General features: G+C 64.6%; 6 protein-coding genes. 3 read left to right on the forward strand and 3 right to left on the reverse strand.

The window, feature by feature from the left end; all coding sequences use genetic code 11:
• Nucleotides 1–126: 126 nt before the first annotated feature.
• Together ACE3UY_RS16765 and efp are read right to left on the reverse strand one after the other, a co-directional pair.
• Nucleotides 127–576, reverse strand: a complete 450-nt coding sequence (locus ACE3UY_RS16765) for a LysM peptidoglycan-binding domain-containing protein (RefSeq protein ID WP_374688636.1) — start codon at nucleotides 574–576, stop codon at nucleotides 127–129.
• Between the two features lie 78 nt (nucleotides 577–654).
• A complete protein-coding gene (gene efp, locus ACE3UY_RS16770) occupies nucleotides 655–1,212 on the reverse strand; it encodes an elongation factor P (RefSeq protein ID WP_374688637.1) in 558 nt (185 codons plus the stop codon).
• Nucleotides 1,213–1,393: 181 nt separating this feature from the next.
• Here efp and ACE3UY_RS16775 point away from each other — a divergent pair, with 181 nt between their 5' ends.
• From ACE3UY_RS16775 to ACE3UY_RS16785, 3 genes are read left to right on the forward strand one after another with little or no spacing between them, the layout of a single operon-like run.
• Nucleotides 1,394–2,206 carry a hypothetical protein gene (locus ACE3UY_RS16775; RefSeq protein ID WP_374688638.1) on the forward strand — a complete coding sequence of 271 codons (813 nt, stop codon included), beginning with the start codon at nucleotides 1,394–1,396 and terminating at the stop codon, nucleotides 2,204–2,206.
• A 40-nt stretch (nucleotides 2,207–2,246) separates the two neighbouring features.
• Nucleotides 2,247–3,386, forward strand: a complete 1,140-nt coding sequence (locus ACE3UY_RS16780) for a hypothetical protein (protein WP_374688639.1) — start codon at nucleotides 2,247–2,249, stop codon at nucleotides 3,384–3,386.
• Nucleotides 3,383–3,964: a hypothetical protein gene (locus ACE3UY_RS16785; RefSeq protein ID WP_374688640.1), complete on the forward strand. Its 582-nt coding sequence runs from the start codon at nucleotides 3,383–3,385 to the stop codon at nucleotides 3,962–3,964. The genes ACE3UY_RS16780 and ACE3UY_RS16785 overlap by 4 nt, the downstream gene beginning before the upstream one ends.
• Here ACE3UY_RS16785 and ACE3UY_RS16790 read toward each other — a convergent pair.
• Nucleotides 3,961–5,256, reverse strand: a complete 1,296-nt coding sequence (locus tag ACE3UY_RS16790) for a MerR family transcriptional regulator (RefSeq protein WP_374688641.1) — start codon at nucleotides 5,254–5,256, stop codon at nucleotides 3,961–3,963. The genes ACE3UY_RS16785 and ACE3UY_RS16790 overlap by 4 nt on opposite strands.
• Between the last annotated feature and the right edge of the window lie 75 nt (nucleotides 5,257–5,331).

Raw genomic sequence — 5,331 nt, forward strand, 5'->3', positions numbered from 1 at the left:
GTCGTGCCGGGCCGCCTGGTAAACGTGGTGACCGAATAGAAGCATCCGCAGATTGCACAGATTACGCAGATTAAAGAAGCTCTTTAATCTGCGTAATCTGCGAAATCTGTGGATGCGCTTCTTAAACTACGGGATGCAGAGCGTCGTCCCGGCGTAGACGCGGTTGACGTTCCAGATGCCGTTGGCCTGGGCGATAGTCCAGTAGCTAACGCCGTATTGCAGGCCGATGCGGAACAGATTCTGGCCGGGCAAGACCACGTGGTAGGCGCGGCAGACCGGCGGCGGAGGGGGCGGAGGTGGCGGCGGCGGTGGTGTGACCACACCAAGCGGGACGAATATCGTCTGCCCGGTGTAGATCCGGTTGGGGTTGGTGATCTGCGGATTGGCGGCCAGGATGGCCGCAACCGACGTGCCGTAACGTTGGGCGATGAGCGACAGGTATTCGCCGAACTGCACAATGTGATAAACGCCCGTCCCCTGCGCCTCGGCCGGCTTGGCGGCGACGAGGAACAGCGACAGGACGAGCAACAGGGCCGCCACAACTACCAGACGGCCGAACGGCTTCTCTCTAGACAAGACCCTTCTCATTTGACCCTCCACACACGAACATATACGTTATGGCCCTGACCGGTTGAAGTCGCCGGCGGCCGGAGGCTAGACGCGGGTGAGGTACTCACCTGTCTCGGTATTCACCCGAATCCGGTCGCCCGCCTGGACAAACAGCGGCGTCTTCACGCGCAGGCCCGTTTCCGTCACAATCTCTTTCGTCGCGCCGGTGGCCGTGTCGCCGGCCAGGGCGTTCTCCGCCTCGACGACGTCGAACTCCATCGTCTTCGGCAGCTCGTAGTCGATCACTTCGCCCTCGTACGACAGAAGCTCCAGCTCCATGTTGTCGCGCAAGTATTTGGCGTCGGACTCCAGCACGCTATGGGCCACTTGCTTCTGTTCATAGGTGCTCTGGTCCATAAAAACGTGGAAGCTGCCGTCGTCGTAGAGGTACTGGAAGGTGCTCTTATCCAACCGTACATCTTCCACGCGGTCGCCGGAACCGAACGTGACTTCCTTGTTCGTCCCGGTGCGCAGGTCGCGGACGCGGACGCGGATGGTAGCCTTGCCGCGGCCGGGTTTGGTATGGGAATACTCCGTTACTTTCAGCAGCGCGCCATCGTGCAAAAAGGTGACGCCGCGACGGAGTTGATTGACGTCGATCATGGTTGCTATTCTACTCCTACAGGACAAGACATAATGTCAACTATATCACAGTTTATCATAGATGTTGGGTACTGTGCAAAGGGAGCGGGGGTGCAGGGGGGCAGGGGGGCAGACGCTCTCCCCTGCTCCCCTGCACCCCCGCTCCCCTGCCTTTTTCGCCGCCGCGTGATAAAATGCGCACATGATCGAAATTGAGGCCAGCACCCAACTGCTCTGCCAGCAGTGCGCCGCGCCGCTGGCGGTCGAACAGGGCGCGAAATATGCTACCTGTGAATTCTGCGGCACGGTCAACTTTGTCGATAAGAGCCAGGCCGTGCTGCACTACGCCGTCCGGCCGACGCTAGACGAGACGCAAGCCGCCGCCGCTCTGCGCCGCTGGATGGCCGGCAACCAGACCGTCAAAGGGCTGGACGCCGCGGCCAAGATCGAGTCGCAGATCTACCAGCTCTTCCCGATGTGGCTGGCGCGCGCGACGAAGGGCGACGCGGAAGCGGTTTACCTGAAACCGGCCGCCGCCCTGTCGATTGTCGAGTTGGGCAACCTGCGTCTGCCCGCCTCCGACCTGGAACCGTATGACCGCGCCCTGGACGCCGACGCCGCCAAGCCGACCGTGCCCGTGACCGCCGTCCACGCCTGGCTGGCCGAGAACGAAAACGTGGCCGTCGGGGCCATCCGCGAGTTGTCTCTCGTCCACGTGCCCATCTACCAATTCAAGTACGCCTATGAGGGCCAGAGTTATACCGCGCTGGTCGACGCCGCCGCGGGACAGGTCTTCGCCGCCATCTACCCGGAGAAGTTCGAGCTGCCCTACGTATCCATCGGCGGCTTCGGCTGCCTGGCCTACTTCCTGGCCGCGCTCATCCCGATCCTGTCCTATACCGTCTTTGGCCGGACAATCGGCCTGGGTCTGGGGCTGTTGATCTATCTCGGCGTCGCCATCGCCCTGGCCGTGCCCATCTTCAGCGCCGCCGCCGCCGTCTCGCGCCGCTATTAGCGCCGCGCTCATTGCGCCGCGCCACCAGCGCCAACCGACCATGACAACCTCTACTCCCTTACCCACTTCCACGCCCGCCGGCCCGCCCGCGCCGGCCAACGAACAGTCTCAAGGGCTTATCTGTCCCAACTGCGCCGGCGTCGTGCCAGTGGCCGAGGGCGTGCGCGTCGTCCAGTGCCCCTACTGCAACCTGCACTCGCTGGTGCAAGGGGAGCGCGGCGTCCGGCGCTGGCAGGTGGCGCGGCGCATCGGCCGGACCGAGGCCGAGGCCGCCGCACGCGGCTTCTTCTCCGGCATGCGCAAGGCCCGCGACCTGGCCCGAACAGCGCGTATCGATGAGTTGGTGCTCGTCTACCTGCCCTTCTGGCGGGTAGAGGCCACCGTCGCCGGTTGGCTATTCGGCCGCGTGCGCAAGGACAAGGACTCGACCAAACCCGACGAGCACTACGTCTTCGAGTCGATGGAGTGGAACGACGCCGCCGTGGACGTGGCTGAGTTCGGCGTTCATCGCATCGTCGTCGCGCGCGACGACCTCCACCCCTTTGACAGTCAGGCGCTCCACGCCGAGGCGATGGTCTTCGAGCCGTCGGAGTCGCGCACCGAAGCGCAGGAAGAGGCGCGTCGCTACTTCATCCAACGCAGCCGCAACGCCGCCGGCCAGGTCAAAACCACCTACGAGAACATCCAACTGTTGCGGCCCGACTTCGCCCTGGTCTACTTCCCCGTCTGGCTGATCCGCTACTCCTACCGCAACCGCACCTATCAGGTCGTGGTGGACGGCGCGCACGGCGAGGTGATGTACGGCAAAGCGCCGGGCAACATCCTCTACCGGGCGATGGCGCTGGTGGCCGGGCTGGCGGTGGGCAACCTGGTGCTCGTTAACGGCACCATCCTGGCGGCGATGGCCTCGTCCGACGATGACAGCCTGGGCCTGCTGCTGCTGCCCATCGCCCTCGGCATCGGCATGATCCTCTACGGCTATCGCCAGTTCCGTTACGGCGAAGAGGTGGAGGACAAACCGCGACAGTTCCAAAAGCTCCAGGGCGGCGGGAACCAGATCCCGTTTGGCGAGATGTTCTCCTCGTTCGAAGACCTGCCGCAGATGATGCGAACGGGCATGACCGTGCTGGAAGATTTGGAAGAGATGAGCCGCCAGGGCCGCTTTCCGGGGAAATCATGAAGCTATTACTGCTGCGCTGCCCCAAGTGCAATCAGGCGCTGGCTCCCGGCCAGGATGACGTCGTCATCCAGTGTCCCAACTGTCGCGCGGCCGTGTCCATCACTGAGGGTGGGCTGGCTCTGCCGGCGGCGCAATACGTCCGGCCGGCCGGCGCGGAGCCAGCCGCCTGGCTGCCGTTCTGGGTCTATCGCAGCAAAGTGACGATGCAGGCGCGCAAGACGCAGGGGGGGCGCGCCGGTCAGGACGCCGAGACGTTCTGGGCCGGGCCGCGCACAGTCTACGTGCCCGCCTGGCGCTGCGACTTGCAGGAGGCGCGCGACCTGGTGCAAAACCTGTTGGAGGAGCAGCCACACCTGGAGGCCATGACCCGACCGGAGGAAGCCGTCTTCGAGCCGGCCGTGCTGACGCCCCAGGACGCGCGCAAGCTGCTGGAGCTGGTCATCGTGACCATCGAGGCGGAGCGCAATGACTGGATGGAGACGCTGGCCTTCGACCTGCGGCTCGATAGCGAGGCGCTGTGGCTGCTGCCGGCCGTGCGCGACGGCGATGGCTGGCAACTGCTCGTTAAGAACCTCTAAGCGTGAGCGTCCAGCCAGTCGATGATCGGCCGGCCGCTCTCGTCCAGGTACTCGTGCGCCGCCTGAGCGTAGATGACCAGGTAGCGCTTCAGAAAGTCGCCAGAAACGCCGTGGTGCGCCAGCAATTGCCGCAGCCAGTCGAGCTCCTGATCGATGAGACCCATGTCGCCGAAGGTCAGGGCGGCGCGGATGTAGCGGTCAAGATGCAGGTTGGCCACCCGCAGATGGGCTTCCGACCATTGCTCGGTTTGGAGGGTGCGCCACACGTGCGCCTCCAGGAGCCAATGCTGTTTGTCGAATTCGGCCAGCGCTTGCTGATGGGGTATTGGGGTGGGCGTTCCGGTGGGCATAGGCGGCCCGGCGTTCAGGATGTCGGCCACGCCGGTCATGGCCGCCGCCATCGTCTCGCCCAGGTAGTAGCCTGGCATCTGTCGCCGGAGGGTAGGCTGGCGGTTGAACACGTAACCACCATAGGCCAGGCGTGTACCATGAGCCTGGAAGAACCGCGCCATAGTCAGCGTCTCGGCCGCGGTCGGCAAGGTCTGCGCCGCCAGCACGGCCAGCGCCGGCCGGGTCGCCTGCAGGGCGCTCTCCATTTGCGCCAGCGGCACATTGGCCCCCAGATAGGCTACCGGCCAGCCGCGGTAGCGCAGCAAGAGGGCCAGCAGCAGAAGCGGGAAGGTGTGCTCTTCCTCAGGCGGGCAGGCCAGCAAGATGAGTTGCGCGCGGCTGGGCGGCGGCGCGGCGGCCAACAGGGTGTTCACACGGCGTAGGGCAATAGCCAGGGCGAAATGCTCCTGCTGGACGGTGGCCCGGTTCTCGTACCACATCTGTCCGATCTGGGCCAACCCCTTCTGGAGCAGTTCCACGCAGACGACCTCCGGCGCGTGCCAGGCCAAGGCGTGGGCCAGTTGTTGATCGGCCGCCGTCTCATCGAACGCCAGGCAAGCGCGTATCCACGCTTCGCGGAAGACGGTCAGGTCGGCCGCCGGCGCCGCGGTCGGGGCCGCCGACGGCGGGATGGTCGACTGCTGGAGCGGATCGCCGCCGCCGGCCTCCATATCGCGCCAGAGTTGCACGGCGTGGCTGATGCTGTGCCCCTCACGCTGGCGGGCCAGCAACCAGCGGATAGTCTCCAGATCGTGCTGCGAGTAGAGGCGATGGCCGCCGGCCGTCCGCTCCGGAGCGGGCAAGTTATAGCGGCGCTCCCAAGCGCGCAACGTATCGGGCTTGATGCCCGTTTCCCGTACAACAACTTTCAGGTTGTAGCTCGGCTTCGTGTCTCTTATCATCGTCGCTCAGTCCGCCTCCGCAAAATCACATTATCGTTGGCCGATCGGTTGTGTTTGCATATAAATAGATTATCA

The sequence above is a fragment of the Promineifilum sp. (SeqCode) genome, assembly GCF_041918635.1.
Taxonomy (GTDB): Bacteria; Chloroflexota; Anaerolineae; order Promineifilales; family Promineifilaceae; genus Promineifilum.

Coding starts and splice junctions, on each gene's coding strand:
- efp (WP_374688637.1), bottom strand. CDS start 1,212: ATGATCGACGTCAATCAACTCCGTCGCGGCGTCACCTTTTTGCACGAT.
- ACE3UY_RS16790 (WP_374688641.1), bottom strand. CDS start 5,256: ATGATAAGAGACACGAAGCCGAGCTACAACCTGAAAGTTGTTGTACGG.
- ACE3UY_RS16780 (WP_374688639.1), top strand. CDS start 2,247: ATGACAACCTCTACTCCCTTACCCACTTCCACGCCCGCCGGCCCGCCC.
- ACE3UY_RS16775 (WP_374688638.1), top strand. CDS start 1,394: ATGATCGAAATTGAGGCCAGCACCCAACTGCTCTGCCAGCAGTGCGCC.
- ACE3UY_RS16785 (WP_374688640.1), top strand. CDS start 3,383: ATGAAGCTATTACTGCTGCGCTGCCCCAAGTGCAATCAGGCGCTGGCT.